Source organism: Phenylobacterium sp., from assembly GCF_030645195.1.
Lineage (GTDB): Bacteria > Pseudomonadota > Alphaproteobacteria > Caulobacterales > Caulobacteraceae > Phenylobacterium.
This window is the reverse complement of sequence record NZ_JAUSLW010000066.1, coordinates 1-16,086: the sequence shown is the minus strand read 5'-3', so window position 1 is coordinate 16,086 and position 16,086 is coordinate 1. Positions and strand designations below refer to the sequence as shown.

At 70.1% G+C, this 16,086-nt stretch carries 19 protein-coding genes; 6 read left to right on the top strand and 13 right to left on the bottom strand.

Annotation, left to right across the window (positions count from 1 at the left end; all coding sequences use genetic code 11):
• Positions 1-3: 3 nt before the first annotated feature.
• The 6 genes from tatA to Q7T09_RS05790 all read right to left on the bottom strand — a co-directional run bounded on the left by tatA (position 4) and on the right by Q7T09_RS05790 (position 5,074).
• Positions 4-207 carry a twin-arginine translocase TatA/TatE family subunit gene (tatA, locus tag Q7T09_RS05815; RefSeq protein ID WP_304698383.1) on the bottom strand — a complete coding sequence of 68 codons (204 nt, stop codon included), beginning with the start codon at positions 205-207 and terminating at the stop codon, positions 4-6.
• Between the two features lie 351 nt (positions 208-558).
• Positions 559-1,200: an SMC-Scp complex subunit ScpB gene (gene scpB, locus Q7T09_RS05810; RefSeq protein ID WP_304698382.1), complete on the bottom strand. Its 642-nt coding sequence runs from the start codon at positions 1,198-1,200 to the stop codon at positions 559-561.
• A complete protein-coding gene (locus Q7T09_RS05805) occupies positions 1,197-2,006 on the bottom strand; it encodes a ScpA family protein (RefSeq protein WP_304698381.1) in 810 nt (269 codons plus the stop codon). The genes scpB and Q7T09_RS05805 overlap by 4 nt, the downstream gene beginning before the upstream one ends.
• Positions 2,003-3,025 carry a beta-N-acetylhexosaminidase gene (nagZ, locus tag Q7T09_RS05800; RefSeq protein WP_304698380.1) on the bottom strand — a complete coding sequence of 341 codons (1,023 nt, stop codon included), beginning with the start codon at positions 3,023-3,025 and terminating at the stop codon, positions 2,003-2,005. The genes Q7T09_RS05805 and nagZ overlap by 4 nt, the downstream gene beginning before the upstream one ends.
• Positions 3,022-3,795, bottom strand: a complete 774-nt coding sequence (locus Q7T09_RS05795) for an SPOR domain-containing protein (protein WP_304698379.1) — start codon at positions 3,793-3,795, stop codon at positions 3,022-3,024. The genes nagZ and Q7T09_RS05795 overlap by 4 nt, the downstream gene beginning before the upstream one ends.
• Positions 3,796-3,895: 100 nt before the next feature.
• Positions 3,896-5,074, bottom strand: coding sequence for a deoxyguanosinetriphosphate triphosphohydrolase (locus Q7T09_RS05790; RefSeq protein ID WP_304698378.1), 1,179 nt, complete (start codon positions 5,072-5,074; stop codon positions 3,896-3,898).
• A 79-nt stretch (positions 5,075-5,153) separates the two neighbouring features.
• Between Q7T09_RS05790 and erpA the strand changes: the two genes are divergently transcribed.
• Positions 5,154-5,486, top strand: coding sequence for an iron-sulfur cluster insertion protein ErpA (gene erpA / locus Q7T09_RS05785; protein ID WP_304698376.1), 333 nt, complete (start codon positions 5,154-5,156; stop codon positions 5,484-5,486).
• On the opposite strand, the gene Q7T09_RS05780 is transcribed toward erpA, so the two are convergent.
• The 3 genes from Q7T09_RS05780 to Q7T09_RS05770 all read right to left on the bottom strand — a co-directional run bounded on the left by Q7T09_RS05780 (position 5,483) and on the right by Q7T09_RS05770 (position 9,090).
• Positions 5,483-6,529 (bottom strand): PepSY domain-containing protein, encoded by a 1,047-nt coding sequence (locus tag Q7T09_RS05780; RefSeq protein ID WP_304698374.1) that lies wholly within the window; start codon positions 6,527-6,529, stop codon positions 5,483-5,485. The two genes, erpA and Q7T09_RS05780, sit on opposite strands and share 4 nt — an antisense overlap.
• A complete protein-coding gene (locus tag Q7T09_RS05775) occupies positions 6,529-8,673 on the bottom strand; it encodes a TonB-dependent receptor (protein ID WP_304698372.1) in 2,145 nt (714 codons plus the stop codon). The genes Q7T09_RS05780 and Q7T09_RS05775 overlap by 1 nt, the downstream gene beginning before the upstream one ends.
• A gap of 78 nt (positions 8,674-8,751) precedes the next feature.
• Positions 8,752-9,090, bottom strand: a complete 339-nt coding sequence (locus Q7T09_RS05770) for a hypothetical protein (protein ID WP_304698370.1) — start codon at positions 9,088-9,090, stop codon at positions 8,752-8,754.
• Between the two features lie 171 nt (positions 9,091-9,261).
• On the opposite strand from Q7T09_RS05770, the gene xth reads away from it, so the two are divergent.
• The 5 genes from xth to Q7T09_RS05745 all read left to right on the top strand — a co-directional run bounded on the left by xth (position 9,262) and on the right by Q7T09_RS05745 (position 13,334).
• Entirely contained in the window at positions 9,262-10,041 is a 780-nt protein-coding gene (gene xth, locus Q7T09_RS05765) for an exodeoxyribonuclease III (RefSeq protein ID WP_304698369.1), read from the top strand.
• Between the two features lie 296 nt (positions 10,042-10,337).
• Positions 10,338-10,697, top strand: a complete 360-nt coding sequence (locus tag Q7T09_RS05760; RefSeq protein WP_304698367.1) for a hypothetical protein — start codon at positions 10,338-10,340, stop codon at positions 10,695-10,697.
• A complete protein-coding gene (locus Q7T09_RS05755) occupies positions 10,694-11,500 on the top strand; it encodes a DUF2145 domain-containing protein (RefSeq protein WP_304698366.1) in 807 nt (268 codons plus the stop codon). Before Q7T09_RS05760 ends, Q7T09_RS05755 begins: the two co-directional genes overlap by 4 nt.
• 43 nt (positions 11,501-11,543) lie before the next feature.
• Complete coding sequence (locus Q7T09_RS05750) at positions 11,544-12,245, top strand: hypothetical protein (protein ID WP_304698365.1); 702 nt, start codon at positions 11,544-11,546, stop codon at positions 12,243-12,245.
• Positions 12,246-12,641: 396 nt separating this feature from the next.
• The gene (locus tag Q7T09_RS05745; protein WP_304698363.1) at positions 12,642-13,334 is read left to right on the top strand and encodes an NnrU family protein; all 693 of its coding nucleotides are present in this window, start codon (positions 12,642-12,644) and stop codon (positions 13,332-13,334) included.
• 172 nt (positions 13,335-13,506) lie between these two features.
• Here Q7T09_RS05745 and Q7T09_RS05740 read toward each other — a convergent pair whose 3' ends face one another.
• The 4 genes from Q7T09_RS05740 to Q7T09_RS05725 all read right to left on the bottom strand — a co-directional run.
• Positions 13,507-13,833, bottom strand: coding sequence for a DNA-binding transcriptional regulator (locus tag Q7T09_RS05740; protein WP_304698362.1), 327 nt, complete (start codon positions 13,831-13,833; stop codon positions 13,507-13,509).
• On the bottom strand, positions 13,808-14,200 hold the full coding sequence (locus Q7T09_RS05735; protein ID WP_304698361.1) for a type II toxin-antitoxin system RelE/ParE family toxin: 393 nt from the start codon (positions 14,198-14,200) through the stop codon (positions 13,808-13,810). Before Q7T09_RS05735 ends, Q7T09_RS05740 begins: the two co-directional genes overlap by 26 nt.
• Before the next feature lie 90 nt (positions 14,201-14,290).
• Positions 14,291-14,974 carry an aspartate/glutamate racemase family protein gene (locus tag Q7T09_RS05730; RefSeq protein WP_304698360.1) on the bottom strand — a complete coding sequence of 228 codons (684 nt, stop codon included), beginning with the start codon at positions 14,972-14,974 and terminating at the stop codon, positions 14,291-14,293.
• A 280-nt stretch (positions 14,975-15,254) separates the two neighbouring features.
• Positions 15,255-16,086: dihydroxy-acid dehydratase (locus Q7T09_RS05725; protein WP_304698359.1), on the bottom strand; the 832-nt coding region annotated here is incomplete at its 5' end.

The window sequence follows — 16,086 nt, the reverse complement described above, 5'->3', positions numbered from 1 at the left end:
CGATTAGCTGCGGGCTTCGTCTTTTTCGCTGGGCAGGGGCTTGGCGGCCGTCGAGGCCACCTCGTCGCCGTCCTTAAGGCCATCCTTGAAGGCGCGGATGCCCTTGGCGGCGTCGCCCATGATCCCCGACAGTTTCCCGCGGCCGCCGAACAGCAGCAGCACGACCACCGCCACGATGATCCAGTGGATGGGACCGAAAGCACCCATGAACTTACTCCTCTGCGTCAGCGGCCTCGCGGACCGCGCGCCAGTTGTGATCTTGCCGTCGAATATAGTCGCTTAGGTGACCGCGCGCCAATCGGATCGCAAGTGTTCGTACTCAATCGGAATGACATGTGAGTTCCTTCTCCCCTTGCGGGAGAAGGTGGCCCTGCGGAGCAGGGTCGGATGAGGGGTCGATAAACCTCTCGGGTTGGGGCGCTTCAACACATGTGGAGAGGGGAGCACGACCCCTCATCCGACCGGTCTCCGACCGGCCACCTTCTCCCGCAAGGGGAGAAGGGCGCCTTGGGGATCGCAGAATTGAGTCTGCGCTCCCCAAGAACCTCCCGCGACGGATCAGCGCTCTTCTTCCTCTCCGAGGAAGTCTGTGTGGAATTCGGGCGCCGCGTCGTCCTCCAGCGGGTCCTCCTCCAGGTCGACGCCGCCCGGATTGGGCAGGGCGAAGTCGGCGGGCAGGTCCAGGCTGAGCAGGCCCGCGGCCTTCATCTCGGCCATGCCGGGCAGGTCGGCCAGGGCCGCCAGGCCATAGTGCTCCAGGAAGGCGTCGGTGGTGCCGTAGGTGACGGGCCGGCCCGGCGTGCGCCGACGGCCGCGCATCCGCACCAAACCCAGCTCCAGCAGCACGTCCAGGGTGCCTCGACTGGCCTGGACCCCGCGCACGGACTCGATCTCGGCCCGGGTCACCGGCTGGTGATAGGCGATGATGGCCAGGGTCTCCTGGGCGGCCTTGGACAGGCGCCGGGGCTCCTCCCGCTCCTCGGTCATCAGGAAGGCGAGGTCCGGCGCGGTCTGGAAGCGCCAGCGGTCGGCCACGCAGACCAGCTCCACGCCACGCCCGGCATAGGTCGCCTGCAGGGCGGCGATGGCCGCCTCGACGTCTGAATTGGCCGGCAGGCGCTTGGCGATGTCGTCCAGGCTGAGCGGGCCGGCGGCGGCGAACAGCAGGGCCTCGACCTGGCGCTCGGCGGGATCGGTCACGCGGCGGCTCCCCGGCGAGCGCGCAGGAAGATGTCGGCGAAGGCCTCCAGCTGGCGGGCCTCCATGACCCCTTCCTTCACCAGCTCCAGGCTGGCCGAGAGGGTGGAGGCGACATAGGAGGCGCGGCTCGGGCCGGGTTCGGCGCCGGGGCGCAAGGGCGCGATGCCCTCCAGGGCGGTCCAGCGCGACAGGTCCGGCAGCATGTCGCGCAGCCGCTCGCGGGCCGCCTCCAGCGGATAGGCCTGGGGTGAGCGCGGGGTGTAGTGGCGGTCCTGTTCCTTTTTCCGCTGGGCGATATAGGCGCTCATCAGGCCGTAGAGGTCGCCCTCCAGGCGGTTGGACGGGATGATCTGGATCGCCTGGGGATCGCCGCGCAGGAAGACGTCGCGGCCCAGTTGCGCCCCTCCGCGCAGGGCGTCGGCGGACCGGCGCATGGCGTCGAGCTTGGCCAGGCGGAAGGCCAGCTGCGCGGCCATCTCCTCGGCCGGCGGCTCCTCGGCCTTGGGCCGTTCCGGCTTGGGCAGCAGCAGGCGGGACTTCAGATAGGTCAGCCAGGCGGCCATCACCAGATAGTCGGCGGCCAGCGAGAAGCGGATGCGCCGGGCCTGATGCACGAAGGCCAGGTACTGGTCGGCGAGCCGGGTGATCGACAGCTTCATCAGGTCGACCTTCTGGCTGCGCGCCAGGGCCAGCAGCACATGGAGCGGGCCCTCATAGCCCTCCAGGTCGATGATCAGGGCCTCGCCGTCCTCGGCCGCGGTGGCCGCGGCCTCGAAGTCGAGATTGGGCTGGAAGGTGTTGCTCAAGACCAGTGCCCCGCGAAGGCCGCGTCGAATCGCGCGCGGCCCTCCTCAACATCGAAGGGCTCGGGTGCGCGGGCGATGCGGCCCAGCGCCGCGCGGGCCCGCTGGGCGGCGCGGCCGGAGAGCGGACGGGTCCCGGCGATCACCTGCTTCATCTCGTCCATGTCGCCGTTGCAGTGCAGGACCACGTCGCAGCCGGCCGCCAGGGCGGCCTTGGCGCGGGTGGTGAAGTCGCCGCCCAGGGCCTTCATGGACAGGTCGTCGGTCATCAGCAGGCCGTCGAAGCCGATGGCCTTGCGGATCACCGTGCTGATGGCCCGCTTGGAGGTCGTGGCCGGGCCGCGCGGATCGACGGCGGTGTAGACGACGTGGGCGCTCATCGCCATCGGCATGTCCGACAGCACCCGGAAGGGGGCGAAGTCGCGGGCCTCGAGGTCTTCGTAAGCGGCGTCCACCACAGGCAGGTCGTGGTGGCTGTCGGCCATGGCCCGGCCGTGGCCGGGGATGTGCTTGATCACCGGCAGGACGCCCCCGGCGATCAGGCCCTCGCAGGCCGCGCGGCCCAGCTGGGCGACGCCCTCGGGGGTCTTCGCATAGGCCCGGTCGCCGATGATGTCGTGGGCGCCCTCGCCGGGTACGTCCAGCACCGGCACGCAGTCGACATTGATCCCCAGGGCCGAAAGGTCCTGGGCCAGCAGGCGCCCCCCCAGGCGGGTGATCTCCCGGCGCAGCAGGGGATCGTTGGCCGGCAGGTCGCCATAGGCCCGGCCGGGCGGATAGCGCCGCCAGTGGGGCGGCCCCAGGCGGGCGACGCGGCCGCCCTCCTGGTCGATCAGGATCGGGGCGTCGGGCCGCTCCACGCAGGCGCGGAGCTGATCGGTCAGGGCCCGCACCTGGTCGGGGCTGTCGACATTGCGCTTGAAGAGGATGAACCCCCAGGGGCGCACGTCGCGGAAGAAGGCCTGCTCCTCGCTCGAGAGGCTCAGGCCCGCGCAGCCGAGGATGGAGGCGCTGACGCTCACTTCACGAAGCAGGACTTGCCGGCGGCCTTGAGCTGATCGCAGAAGGCCGCGGCGTCGGCGCGGCTGGAGAAGCCGGTCACCGCGGTCCGATAGAGGGTGGCGCCGTCCTTCTGGATGGCCTCGACCCGCTTGCCTTTGCCCGCCGTGGCGCCCGGCGCGATCTTGGCCGCGTCGTTCCAGCCCTTGTCGGCCAGGGCCTGGGAGGAGAAGGCGCCGATCTGCACCGAGGCCGCGCCACCGGCGGCCGCCGCGGGCGTGGCGGCCGGCAGGTTCGGCTTCAGGGCCGGGACGGGCTTGGGCGCCGGGGTGACGGGCATGGCCGCGACCGGGCCGGGCGCGGGTCCGGCGGCCACGGGAAGGTTCGGCGCGGGCTTGGGGGCCGGCGGCGGAGTCACCACGGCCACCGGCGGCGCGGCCCGGGTCGCGGGCTGTTCCGGCGGGGCGGTGAAGTTGGGGGCGGTCGGCGCCGCGGCGCCCTCGGACGACTGGTAGATCTGCAGGCCCGCGGCGGGGTCCACCGGCTGGTCCTCGGCCGGCGCGGGGCCCTTGATGGCGCCGACGGGGGTCCCCACCGCCTGGGGCGCGGCGCCGGCCTGGCGCACGCCGGAGCGATAGAAGACGAAGATCGCCACCACCAGGCCGATCAGCACCAGGGCGCTGATGATCAGCATCATGGGAGCCGGCCGGGTTCCGCGCACCGGCTGGCGCGCGTCGAAGGCCAGGGGCGCGTCGGTCGGGGGCGTGTAGGCGCCGCGATCGGGGTTGGTCATCGAAGGCTCCCAAGGGAATCGGAAAGCGCGCGCGAAACGAATCGCACGGCCTTGGCGTCAGTGTATCGAAGGCCGGCGGGCTTCGAACCGCCGAGACGCCCTAATTCCAGACGTCGAGGTGGAAAAGCCTGCGGTGCTCTTCGATGGCGAAACGGTCGGTCATGCCGGCGATGTAGTCACACACCACCCGGGCGCGGCCGGCGTCGTCGCGGTTCTGCGACCGGGCGAACCACTCCGTCGGCAGGACATCGGGTTCGCTCATGAACAACTGGAACATCTCGGCCAGAATACGGCGGGCCTGGGAGCGGGTGCGATTGACCTTCCAGTGCCGGTACATCCGGTTCATCAGGAATTCCCGCAGCCGCCCCAGATCCTCCAGCATGTCGCGGGAGAAGGCCACCAGGGCGTGGTCGAGATGCCGCACGTCGTCGGCCGAGGCCACCTTGGACGAGATCGCCCGGCGCTCGGTCTCGGCCAGGACGTCGTCGATCATGGCCCCGATCATGCGCCGCACCGCCTCCAGCCGCACGATGCCGGGGTCGAGGTCGGGATAGTCCCTGTAGACGCTGGCCAGGATCGGCCCGATCAGCGGCACGTCCAGCAGCTCCTTCAGGTGGAACAGGCCCGCCTGCACCCCGTCGTCCACGTCGTGGTTGTTGTCGGCGATGTCGTCGGCCAGGGCCGCGCACTGGGCCTCGGCCGAGGCCCAGGTGTCCAGGCCCAGGTCGTACTCGGCGTCGAACTCCTTGATGGCGTTCCAGGAGGGCTGGGAAAGCTTGGCCGTCACCGGGCCATTGTGCTTGATCACCCCCTCCAGGGTCTCCCAGGTCAGGTTCAGCCCGTCCCAGCGCGGATAGCGGCGCTCCAGCTTGGTCACCACCCGGAAGGTCTGCACATTGTGGTCGAAGCCCCCATAGGGCTCCATCTGGATCTGCAGCTCGTCCTCCCCGGCGTGGCCGAAGGGCGGATGGCCGAGGTCGTGGGCCAGAGCGATGGTCTCGGCCAGGTCGGCGTCCAGGCCCAGCGCCGTGGCCAGCGACCGGGCCACCTGGGCCACCTCCAGGGAGTGGGTCAGGCGGGTGCGGAAGTGGTCGCCCTCGTGGGCCACGAAGACCTGGGTCTTCTCCTTCAGCCGCCGGAAGGCGGTGGCGTGGATGATGCGGTCGCGGTCGCGGGCGAAGGGGGTGCGGTTACGGCTCTCCGGCTCGACCACCTTGCGGCCCAGGGACAGGCCGGGGTCTTCGGCGTAGGAGACGCGGGGCGGAACCGTCAAAGCCATGTATGCTCGCAATCTGCGGTGGCCCCTTGGTCAGGGGCCCAGTCACCCTCATATAGGCCAGACCAGCGTTTTACACATCATGACCACATCAGACCTGACCCTCTCGCCGACCGCCGCCCAGCGGCTGCACCACCTCAGCCAGACCGAGGGCCACCCCGTCATGCTGCGCGTGGCGGTGGAGGGCGGCGGTTGCTCGGGCTTCCAGTACCAGTTCGCCCTGGTCAGCGAGCGGCAGGCCGACGACCTGGTGGTGGAGCATGACGGGGCCGCGGCCCTGGTGGACGAGATGAGCCTGATCCTGCTCAAGGGGTCGGTGATCGACTATGTCGACGAACTGGCCGGCGCCGAGTTCCGCGTCCGCAACCCCAACGCCAAGTCCAGCTGCGGCTGCGGCGTGAGCTTCTCCATCTAGCGGGACCGGGCCCAGGCCCGCCGCTGCTGGACCAGGAACGACCACAGGCCGAGCCCGCCCAGGGCCGCCAGGGCCAGTCCCCCCAGGAACACCACCAGGTCATAGAGTCTGCCGCCCACCGAGCCGGCGTGAATGGGGAAGACAACGTTCTGCAGCCGCGCGCCGGGCCCGAAGGCCTGGGCGTCCACCGCGCCGATCACCCGCGAGGTCGACGGGTCTATATAGACCAGGGTGCGGCCGTTGGGGTGCCACTCGGCTGGCTGCTTCATGCGGATGGCGGCGGGCGCCCCGGGCTTGGCCGGCCAGCTCGCCAGCCGCAGGGTCGCTTGCGGGAAGGCCGCCTGGGCGCCGGCCAGGGCCACGGGCCAGTCGATATCCCCCTCCCCCGCCAGCGGCGGCCTGGGCGCCTCGACCCCACCGGGCGCCACGGCGGAGAGCAGGGCCTTGCTGGTCTCGCTGAAGATGATCATGCCGCCGGTCAGGCACAGGATCAGCACCGGGACGGCCATGAGGATTCCCAGGTCCCGGTGCGAGGACACCAGGTCCCGCCGCGCCGTCGACCTGGGCCAGACGCTGCCGGCGAAGCTGCGCCAGGCCGGGAACCAGACGATCACCCCGGTCAGGCAGAGCACCGCGCCCGCCAGGCCCGACACCCCCACCACCATCTCGCCGCTCTCCCCGGCCAGCAGCCGGTGATGCAGCTGGAAGACCCATTGCTCGACCCGCTCGGTGTCGGTCCAGCGGGCCAGGATGGCGCCGTCGGCGGCGGCGTAGGCCATGCCGTCCTTCGGATAGGTCAGACGATGGACGCCGAGGTGGGGACCGGCGAACATCATGCTGCGCGGGCGACCCTCGGCCTCCACGGCCTCCGCCGCCGCCCCCAGGACGGCCGCGGTCGGGCTCACCGCCGCCCGCGCCTGCGGCACGGTCAGCTTCACCCAGTCCTCACGCAGCACCAGCAGGGAGCCCGAGAGGCCGAGCACCACCAGGACCAGGGCGAGGATCGCCCCGGCCCAGGCGTGCAGGGTGCGGATCAGGCCCATCAGAAGGCCCGCACGATCCCCAGGGTCACCGCGCGGCCTTGGCCGGCGAAGTAGCGGCTGTTGTCGGTCGGGTTGGTCGTGTCGCTGTTGTAGGTGATGTACTGCTCATCCAGCAGGTTGCGGATCCCCAGGCTGACCACGCCGAAGGGCGCGTTCCAGGCCGCCACCGCGTCCAGCAGCTCATAGCCCTCGAAATTGTTGGCCGTCGGCTGGCCCTGGAAGCTGCGGGCCTCGAAGACCTGGCCCTGCAGGCGGAAGTCGAAGGCGCCATAGGTGGCGTCGGCGGTGAGGGTCAGGCGGTCGGGGGAGATGTTGGCGCCGTCCAGGTCCTGGTCGACGCGGCCGTCGCCATTGCCGTCGGTGCGGCCCTCCAGGCGCGAATAGGCCGCCCCCAGGGTCAGCCAGTCGGCAGCCTTCCAGCGCAGGGTGGCCTCAAGGCCCTCGATCTCGGTGCGCTGGCGCTGCACGTCGAAGGCGCCGCCGGCGTTGAGCACCAGCAGGGCGCCCTTGTCCGAGGCCGAGGAGAACCAGGCCAGCGAGCCGTTCAGCGGCCCGCGGGCGAACTCGACCCCCAGCTCCACATTGTCGGAGACCACAGGGGCCACGTCCAGATAGGTGTCGACGTCGCGGCCCGAGGTGTTGATGGCCCGCAGCACCCGGCCGACGTCGGGCATGGTGAAGCCCTGGGCGTAGGAGACATAGGCTGTGACCCCGTCCTGGACCCGGAAGGTCCCGCCGACATTGGTCAGCACCTCGGTGAAGCTGGGCTCCCCGCCCGCGACCCGGGTGTTGCCCGACGAGGCCAGGGTGGTGAAATCCCCCACCTCCAGGGTGGCGTTCTCCTGCCGCACCCCGGCCGACAGGTGGAGGCGCTCGTCCCACAGGGCCTGGTGGACCTGCAGGAAGGGCGAGAGGCTCTTATAGGTGGTCTTGGGCACCCAGACCCGGTTGGTGAGCACCAGTTCCTGGTAGGTCTTGTCCTTCAGGCCGTCGAGGCCCGCCAGCACCTTCAGGCCGGGGACGGCCTCGAAGCCGCGCTCGTAATCCAGCTTGAAGCCCTGCTTCTGGGAGTTGTTGGCCGATTGGTCGAACAGGGCGCCGATCGGGGCGATGCGGACGTCCTGGAAGGCGCCGGTGATCGAGCCGCCGAACACGCCGTGATAGTCGTGGGCGAAGCCCTGGGCGGTCAGGACGCCGCCGAACAGGTCGCGGTCCTTGTAGGTGATCGCCGCCGAGGTGACCTCGTTGGCGGTTGGCAGGCCGGGCTGGACGCCGGGCCGGGCGCTGGCCGGCAGGCCGATGGCGCGGTTGCCGATCACCAGGACGTCGTCGTTGCCGCCCTCCAGCTCGAAGTGGTTGAGCATGGCCTCCAGGCGGCGCTCATCGCCCAGCTCGATCCCGGCCTTGCCGAACAGCGACCAGCTGTCGGAATTCTGCAGCTCGCCCTGGGTCGCGTCGATGCCGATCCGGCGGCCGTCGGCGTCGTAATAGCCGCCGCGGGTCTCATAGGCGGCGCCGGCCACGAAGTCCCATGCCCCGAAGTCGCGGCCCACCAGGCCGGCGGCCTTGTAACCGAAGCTGTCGTCCAGCACGCCCTCGTCGAAGCTGGTCTGGGCCAGGACCTTGCCGGTCCAGCCCTGGCCGGCCTTCGGGGTCGGCGCGGTGACGTAGTTGATCACCCCGCCGGTGGCGCCCACACCCTGGATGGCGTTGGAACCGAACACCACCTCGACGCGGTCGATGAAGAAGGGATCGATGGTGAAACCGTCGCGGCTATCGTCGCGCAGGGGCGTCGACTGCGGCACCCCGTCCACCAGATAGAGGGGCGAGCGGCCGCGCAGGGTCTCCCCGGCGCCCGACAGCTTCTGCCGGGTCGGCGAGAAGGACGGAACCAGGGCCGAGACCGCCTCCACCGCGCTCATCGACAGGGACTGCTGCACGCGCAGCTCGCTTTCGCCGATGATCTGGATGGTGGAGGGCACCGTGGCCCGGGGCGCTTCGGAGCGCAGGGCGGTCACCACCAGTTCGTCGACCGCCACCTCGTCCTGGGCCTGGGCCGGAACGATAACCCCCAGCAGGGCCAAGGCCGTTCCGCCGCACAACACCCTGCCCAGCCGTCCCATAAGCGTGATCCATTCTTGCAATTAATTCTCAATCGCTCTCATGGCAGAGGCGCCGGCGCGGGTCAACCGCGCGCCGCCACGAGCGGGCCGCGGCGAGGCTCAGCCGGGAATGAACTGCAGGATCGCCACCAGCACGGTCAGCCAGGCCAACGGCGCGGCCATGGCGGCCCAGGCCAGCGGCTCCCGGTCGCGCTTGAACAGCACCCAGGCCAGGAACGGGCCGATCAGGCAGACGATCCAGAACAGGACCATCAGCAGGAAGGCGATCCAGGCCAGGGGATTGAGGATATTGCCCTGGTGGTCGAAGATCAGGGGCGAGAACAGCGCGCCCACGGCCCCGATCGGGGCCAGGGCCAGGCAGGCGGCGGTCGCCACCCCCATCCAGATCATCTTGGCGCGGCGCGAAAGCCGCCGGCCCGGCTTGCTGGCCCCTGACATGGGGGCAAGGTCCCCGTCGCCCCGCCACGCGTCAAACTGAATCGCCGCGCGGGCGGCGTCCAGTTCGCCCCCCAGGCTAGCGGCCTGTCCTAGTTTGCTTGGCGATCCCTGCATCGAGGGGCTAGACGCAAGATCCACGCCAAGCCCTCCCAGCCACACCGCAGGACGCCCATGAAGATCGCCACCTGGAACGTCAACTCGGTCAACGCCCGCCTGGAGACCGTCCTGCGCTGGTTCGAGGAGGTCTCCCCCGACGTCGCCTGCCTGCAGGAGATCAAGTGCGTCGACGAGAAGTTCCCCGCCGAAGCCTTTGAACGGCTTGGCTATAACATCGCCGTCCACGGCCAGAAGACCTACAACGGCGTGGCCATCCTCTCCAAGACCCCGCTGGAGGACGTCCGCAGGGGCCTGCCCGGCGAGGACGGCGACGACCACGCCCGCTATATCGAGGCGGTGATCTCCGGCCCCACCCCGGTGAGGGTGGCCTCGATCTACCTGCCCAACGGCAACCCCATCGGAACCGAGAAGTTCGCCTACAAGCTGGCCTGGATGGCGCGCCTCAACGCCCACGTCCGGGAGTTGCTGGCCTATGAGGAGCCGCTGGCCCTGGTGGGCGACTACAACGTCATCCCCGAGCCCCGCGACGCCGCCAATCCCCAGAACTGGACCGACGACGCCCTCTTCCAGACCGAGAGCCGGGAGGCCTTCCGGGCGCTGAAGTGGCTGGGCCTCACCGAGGCCTTCCTGGAGATCGACGGATCGCCCGAGAGCTACACCTTCTGGGACTACCAGGCCGGCGCCTGGCCGCGGAACAACGGCATCCGCATCGACTTCGCCCTGCTCTCCCCCCAGGCCGCCGACAAGCTCACCGCCTGCGTCATCCACCGCGACGTCCGCGGCTGGGACAAGCCCTCGGACCACGTGCCGGTGGTGACGGAACTGGACCTGTAAGATGAGATAAGGGTGTCATCCCGGTTTCCGCGGCACGCGGAAGACCGGGATCGCGAAGCGACGGCGCAAAGCAGCCACCCATAGGCACCGATATCTCCGGCACGCCCGGCGCTTCTGGGGCCCGGACAAGCCCTGCGGACTTTCTGGGATGACACCTTGGGGAGACGCCCGCCCCGCAGACCCGACGCCCCCCAGGAGATCGCCCGCCTGTCAGCAACGGTTCAGCTTGCGAAAGCTTAACTGGCGAGATCAGGACGGCCTGGCTAAGAGGCCGCCCTCAACAGGAAAGACCCCCTATGCGTTCGCTTCCGCTTCTCGCCCTTGCCGCCACCCTGCTGGCCGCCCCCGCCTTCGCGCAGGACAGCGCCGCCGACGCCTCGGGCGCCTCGGCCGCGACCTCGGAAGCCGTGGGTCTGCTGGCCGCCTCGGGCGTGAAGACCGCCGTGGGGGTCTCGGCCCTGCCGGTCGGCATGGTGGGCGCGGGCTCGGTGGCGGGCGGTTCGGCCGTGGCCGCCAGCGGCGCGGCCTCGGTCGGGGTCGGCGGCGCGGTTTCCGAGATCGCCGACGCCTCGGGCAGGCTGGTGGTGGACGACCACGTCGTGGTCTCCCCCGATCCGGCCCCGGCCGTGCCCTTCGACACCCAGGCCAAGCAATGAGGCGCCTCGCCCTCGCCGCCGCCCTGGCCGGGGTCCTGAGCACGGGCGCCCTGCCCGCCGCCGCCCAGGACTCCTCGGCCCACGCCATCGCCCCGCACTTCACCGCCCCGGAGGCCGCCGGCTTCTCCAAGCAGGTGGAGCGCGACCTGGCCGCGCGCGGCTCCCGCCTGGCCATCGTCTTCCGCACCGGCCGGCCCCGCAGCCAGCTGCCGGAGGGGATCAGCTACACCCACGGCGGCTTCTGGGTGTACCGGACCATCAAGACCGCCGACGGCAGGACCCAGCAGGGCTACGCCGTCTACAACCTCTATGCCGGCGACGGCGTCGCCTGGCCCAAGATCGAGAGCCGGCTGGTCCAGGACTATCCCTTCGACTTCACCCGCGGCTCCACCGTCGACGACATGGCGGTGATCATCCCCTCGCCGGAGATGCAGCGCCGGATCATCGCGGTGATCGACAGCCCCACCTACCAGGCGGTCCACAACCGCCGCTATTCCCTGGTGGCCAATCCGTGGAAGCGGACCTACCAGAACTGCAACAACTTCATGCTCAACGTCATCGCCGCCGCCATCTGGGGGACCAGCGATCCCGACCAGATCACCGCCGACCTCAAGGCCCACTACAAGCCGACCCTGGTGAAGGCCAACGCCGTCCTGCGGCTGTTTGGCCCCATCGCCGACCAGCGCCTGCGCACCGACGACCAGCAGGGGCCGATCCGCACCGCGACCTATGAATCGATGGCCGAATTCATGCGCGAAAACAATCTGTTGGAAGCCACCTATTCCATCAACTACGCCCGGTGAGGCGAGGCTTCTCGCACGCCGCGAACCGCTCTAGCCTGGCGCCATGAACGACGTCGTCCGGCTCCTCCTGCTGCTCGCCCTGGCCGGGACCGCCGTGACCTTCGCGGGCTCGGCGGCCATCTGGTTCTTCGACGAGGAGCGGCGCATCGGCCGCGCCCTGCGGCGCGTGCTGAAGGGCGAGCCCGAGGCCCTGCTGGTGGCCAAGGGGCGCGGGCGTGGGGTCGGCTTCTCCTTCGCCACGGGTCTCGCCGCCGTGGCCTGGGATTCCGGCGCCTGGTGCCTGATCTACCGCATCGACGAGCTGATGGGCGCCGAGCTGATCATCGACGGCCAGGTGGTGGCCCGCGCCCACCGCGAGGAGCCCCGCCGGGCCCTGGACCAACGGGTCAGCCACGCGACCCGCGTCACCCTGCGGCTGATCTTCGACGACCCCCAGAACCCCGACTTCGAGCTGGACCTCTGGGTGGCGGGCGACGAGGCCCGCCGGGTGGCCGCCTCGCCGGGCGCCGCCGTGCTGGAGGCTAACCGCTGGTTGGCCCGGGCCGAGGCCATCCTGCGCCGCCCCCGGGCGCCCCACGTCCTGGCCGCCGCCTCCCCGGTCGTCGCAGCCTCGGTCGTCGCCCCGCCACCGGCCGCGCCGCCGCCCCAGGCCGAACTGCCCCCGCCCCAACCCCGCGCCGGCGCCGAACCTCCGCCCTGGGAGACGGACGACGATGACGACCTGGACGACGGCGAAGAACGGTAGGGCCTTGTCGGATTGATCTCGGGTTTCCTTCTCCCCTTGCGGGAGAAGGTGGCCCTGCGGAGCAGGGTCGGATGAGGGGTCGACAGTCTCCTCAAGCAAACCCACTCCGTCATCCCGGCCGCAGCGAAGCCCTCGGGTCCGACCTCTGGTCGGCCCAAGGATAAACTCCGCGCCGGGACCCAGGGGCAGCGGGCGTGGCCCCTGGGTCCCGGCTCGGCCTGGCGGCCGTCCGGGATGACGACAGTTGTTGTTCTGAAAGGGGAGCGCGCGCCCCCATCCGACCGGTCACCTTCTCCCACAGGGGGAGAAGGGTGCGCTCCACCCTCTCCCTCCACTCTAAACTTGACGCTGTAAATTAACGCGCGCACCCTCCCCTCAACCCAAGGGGAGGTTTCCATGACCAATCTGCTCGCCGCGGCGGCCTTCTTCATCCTGCTGCACCTGCTGGTCTCAGGCACGCGCCTGCGCGGCGCGCTCACCGGAACGATCGGCGAGGGCCCCTATATGGGCCTGTTCTCCCTGGCCTCGGCCGCGGGCCTCGCCTGGCTGGGCTTCGCCTTCGCCGACAGCCGCAACGCCGACTGGAACCTCGCCTACTGGGAGGTCACCCCGCTGACCTGGAAGATCCAACTGGGCGTCCAGGCCCTGGCCTTCCTGTTCGTGGTGGTGGGCCTGACCACCCCCAACCCCACCAGCGTCCGGCAGGAGGGCGCCCTGGACCGCCCCGACCTGGTCAAGGGCATGCTGCGGATCACCCGCCATCCCTTCCTGTGGGGCTTGGTCCTGTGGGCGGGCGGCCACCTGCTGGTGAACGGCGACCGCGCCAGCATCGCCCTGTTCGGCGGCCTGCTGGTCCTGGCCCTGTTCGGCACCGCCAGCATCGACGCCAAGCGCAAGCGGGCGCTGGGCGACAAGTGGAACGCCTTCGCCGCCCAGACCTCCAACATCCCCTTCGGCGCCATCCTGACCGGCCGCCAGACCCTGAAGCTCGGCGAGATCGGCCTCTGGCGCATCCTGGCGGCCATCGTCGTCTACATCGCCCTGGCGCTCGCCCACCCCTTCCTGTTCGGGGTCTCCGCGGTCTCCTGATCAGTGGGGCGGACCCGCCGCCCCAAAGCCCGCTCATCCCGGCGAAGGCCGGGACCCAGATTCATCAACCGATTCAGGCGTCTGGACTCAGGTCGTGACCTACGACCTGGGCCCCGGCCTTCGCCGGGGTGAGCGGGGGTTGTTTCACCCCAGCATGATCGCCATGCCCGCGTCACGCTATCGCCTGGAGCCCCTTCGCCCTGACCAGGTTCAGCAGCTTCAGCGACGGTCCGTCCGGCCGCTTCTCGCCGCGCTCCCACTTGCTCACGGCATCCTTCCGGACGTTCAGGTAGCTCGCGAACACCGGCTGGGACACCTGCTCGCGCTCCCGCAGCGCCTTGATCTCGTCCGGCGCCATGGGCGTCACCGGGGTCAGGCACATGACGTCGAACTCGCGCATGGTGGCCTTGTCGATGACGCCGGCGCGATGCAGGCCAGCGGCCGTCTTGTGGACCGTGCCGAGGATGCCGCTCTCAGTCTTGCTCGCCGTCTTCGCCATCGTTCCTGACCTCTGCAATCTCACCGGCGGCGCTCGCCTTCGCCAGGGCCTCGGCGTCGAGGCCAAGGAAGGTGGCGGCCAAGGCTTTCAACGCCTTGAGCTCCTTGGGCGTGACGTTCGCCTTCTCGTTCTTGGCGAAGCCGTGGACGAAGAAGCTGTGTCCGCCGACCTTGAACAGGATGATCGTCCGAAAGCCGCCGGACTTGCCGCCGCCTTCGCGGGCGATCCGCTGCTTGAAGACGCCGCCGCCGAGGTCGGCGTCCCATCGGCCAGACGCCACGGCCTTGGCCGCTTCGAGCAACTCCACGCTTCCCAAATCCGCCTTGCGGGCGAACCTCGAAAACTCCTTGGTCTTGTAGACGCTCATCGGGTCTCCGCACTTCACTAAGTATAGCTCTAGGAGCTATACATTTCAAGCACGTCATCACACCTTCCCCGAGCTAACCGAGGCATAGGTTCACCCCAGCGCGAATTCCACACCCGTCCGCGCATGCACCAGCGCCGTGTCCACCACCGGCACGCTCAAATCCTCCGGCGCCAGCAGCAGCCCGATCTCCGTGCAGCCGAAGATCACGCAGTCGGCCCCCTCCGCCCTGGCGATCATGGCCAGAACCTCGCCCTTCGACGCCGCCGACATCACCCCCTGGCAGAGCTCGTCATAGATGATGGCGTGCAGCCGGTCGCGGTCGGCCAGGTCGGGCACGATGGCCTCGACGCCCTGCCCCGCCAGCCGCCCGCGATAGAAGTCCTTCTCCATGGTGAACCTGGTCGCCAGCAGCAGGGGCCGCTTACACCCCGCCGCCTTCACCGCGTCCGCCGTCGCGTCGGCGATGTGGATCACCGGCACGGTCACGGCGGCCTGCACCTGGTCGGCCACCAGGTGCATGGTGTTGGCGCAGATCAGGATGGCGTCGGCTCCCGCCCCCTCCAGCCGCCGGGCGGCCTCGGCCAGCACCGCTCCGGCCCCGTCCCAGTCGCCCTCGGCCTGCATCGCCGCGATCCCGGCGAAGTCCACCGACCACAGCAGCAGCTGGGCCGAGTGCAGCCCGCCCAGCCGTTCGCGCACCAGGCGGTTGAGCTCCTGGTAGTAGAGGGTCGTGCTCTCGGCGCTCATCCCGCCGAGCAGGCCCAACGTCTTCATGACAGTGTCTCCGGGCTCACGATTCCAAGATGCTCCCCCTCTGGGGGAGCTGGCGGCGAAGCCGACTGAGGGGGACTTTGACTCTTGTTTTCGGGCGGCGACCGTCAACTACGTTGATCCCCCTCCGACACGCGCCTAACGGCGCGCGCCACCTCCCCCACATCGGCGCTACGCGCCTGGGGGAGGATCTAGATCACGCGAACCCGATGCCCTTGAGCCTACACGATCCCCCGGCGCAGGAGGGAGGCGAGGCGCCAACCCTGCTCCGAATGCCGCCCCCCTACAGATCCGCGTAGACGTGGCTCTCCCCCGCCGCGCCGGGATGGGTCACCGCGCCCTTGTGGGCCGGGCCGACGATCTGGGCGTATTTCCACAGGGCGCCGGAGCCGTAGTTGGTCACCCGGGGCTGCCAGTGGCGGCGGCGGTTCTCCAGCTCGATGGGGTCGACCTCGAGGTCGAGAACCCCGGCGTCGGCGTCGATGTGGATGATGTCGCCGTCCTGGATGAGCGCGATGGGGCCGCCCATCTGGGCCTCGGGGCCGATGTGGCCCACGCAGAGGCCCCGCGTGCCGCCGGAGAAGCGGCCGTCGGTGATCAGGGCCACCTTGTCGCCCCGGCCCTGGCCCGACAGGGCCGCCGTGGTGGACAGCATCTCGCGCATGCCGGGACCGCCGCGCGCGCCCTCATAGCGGATCACCAGGACGTCGCCGTCCTTGTAGTCGCCGGCCTCGACGGCGGCGAAACAGGCGTCCTCGCCCTCGAAGCAGCGGGCCGGGCCGCGGTGGCTGCGGTGGCTGGTCATGCCGGCCACCTTGACGATGGCGCCGTCGGGGGCCAGCGAGCCCCACAGCCCCACCACGCCGCCGGTGGGCGAGAGCGGCTCACTGACCTTGCGGATCACCACCTGGTCATCGCGCCATTTCACGTCCTTGACGTTCTCGGCGATGGTCTTGCCGGTCACCGTCATGCAATCGCCGTGGATGAAGCCGCCCTCCAGCAGGGTCTTCAGCAGCATGGGCATGCCGCCGGCCTCGCCCATGTCCTTGGCCACGAAGCGGCCGCCGGGCTTCAGGTCGGCGATGTGCGGGGTCCGCTGGGCGATCTCGGCGAAG